We start from the raw sequence: 1,146 nt of genomic DNA, 5'->3' as shown, positions 1-1,146 counted from the left end.
CAATAACGCAGTCACGACGTTGCTTGTGGCCATGGTCGGTGACGTGGACGGTTTTACCCGACCGCTCCGTCATGAATCCGGATTCCTCTCCGCCACGTTCGTCGTAATAACGGATGAGTGCTTTACACAGCCTGGGCTCGAATATACGGGGAATCACCAGGACGGGGGCGTGAGGAGTGGCGGCATGTGGCGCAGCCAGTGCGGGTAATCTATCCAGAAAGCGCATTAACGAGGGTATATGGTTATCGACCGGTGCCTCTATCGGGACGATGGCCAGGACACGCAGCGCAGGATCGAGCACATAGGTCATTTGCCTGAGGCTGCCGTCTGGCTGCAATGTACCGTAGAGCTGACTGACTGACCGATCGAAGTCCCAGATGAAGCGCATGCCAGGTATCGCACTTTCTACCCGCTTGAGCTTTTCGTCCTCGGGATCTACGGAAACACCGAAGAAGCAGACGTGATCGTCATTGAACCGTTGGCGATGGGCCCGAGCACCTTCCAGAACTTTAATTGATGCGGGATCAGCCGCGGAACCAAAAAAACAAAGCACGACATACCGACCGGCGATAGTGTCGAAACAAAAGCGCTCTCTTTGTTGAGTGCGGCAATGGAACCAAGGGGCAGGTCCACCGATTGAAAAGGCTGTGGCGCGCATCACAACTCCTTGCAGGTAGGCAGTGGATCGCTATCAGGAAAAACGCCAGGCACTCCAAGCGTGAAGGTAAAACTAGTTCAGTCTTGTTGAAGCTGCCCAGAACGCAGATCGTGATTGCTCGGCTGCCTGACCAAACGCTGGCAGATTTCATGTAGCAACGCAGACTTTAAAACCGTGCATGCGTTTTCCCACAGCCTGGACCTGAACAGGGAACTGGCCAGGCTCTTTAAGCTGATATCATTCAAACACTTGCAAAAGGAGTAGGAAAATATGAATCGTCGTAAAAAAATAAACCAGTTGTTAAAGGCTAACGCTAAAAAGGCCAGTGCCAAATTGGCACCGAAAAACAAGTCAAAATACATCAGTAAAGCGGACCGGTTGAAACTGGCTGCTGAATCCAGTCAGGACTCCAGCATTTGCGCTGAGAGCTGATCCATATTGTCGTTCGCCACAAGAAGGGCGGCATGGCGTTTGAGTGAGTCCCGTAC

The 1,146-nt window shown here is 52.4% G+C and carries 2 protein-coding genes; one reads left to right on the top strand and one right to left on the bottom strand.

Annotated features, from left to right (window positions below):
* A partial coding sequence (locus ACXRVY_RS30575; RefSeq protein WP_458239149.1) for a redoxin domain-containing protein occupies positions 1 to 658 on the bottom strand: 658 nt, incomplete at its 3' end.
* A gap of 270 nt (positions 659 to 928) precedes the next feature.
* Here ACXRVY_RS30575 and ACXRVY_RS30570 point away from each other — a divergent pair.
* Positions 929 to 1,090 (top strand): DUF2986 domain-containing protein, encoded by a 162-nt coding sequence (locus ACXRVY_RS30570; protein WP_223463361.1) that lies wholly within the window; start codon positions 929 to 931, stop codon positions 1,088 to 1,090.
* The last annotated feature ends 56 nt before the right edge of the window (positions 1,091 to 1,146 follow it).

The organism is Pseudomonas sp. P5_A2_2 (assembly GCF_054177685.1).
The sequence above is the reverse complement of the archived record's forward strand: the minus strand, read 5'-3'. Positions and strand labels throughout refer to the sequence as shown.

What these genes read in the sequence shown, in the direction of transcription:
- ACXRVY_RS30570 (WP_223463361.1), top strand. Translation starts at nt 929, where the DNA reads ATGAATCGTCGTAAAAAAATAAACCAGTTGTTAAAGGCTAACGCTAAA.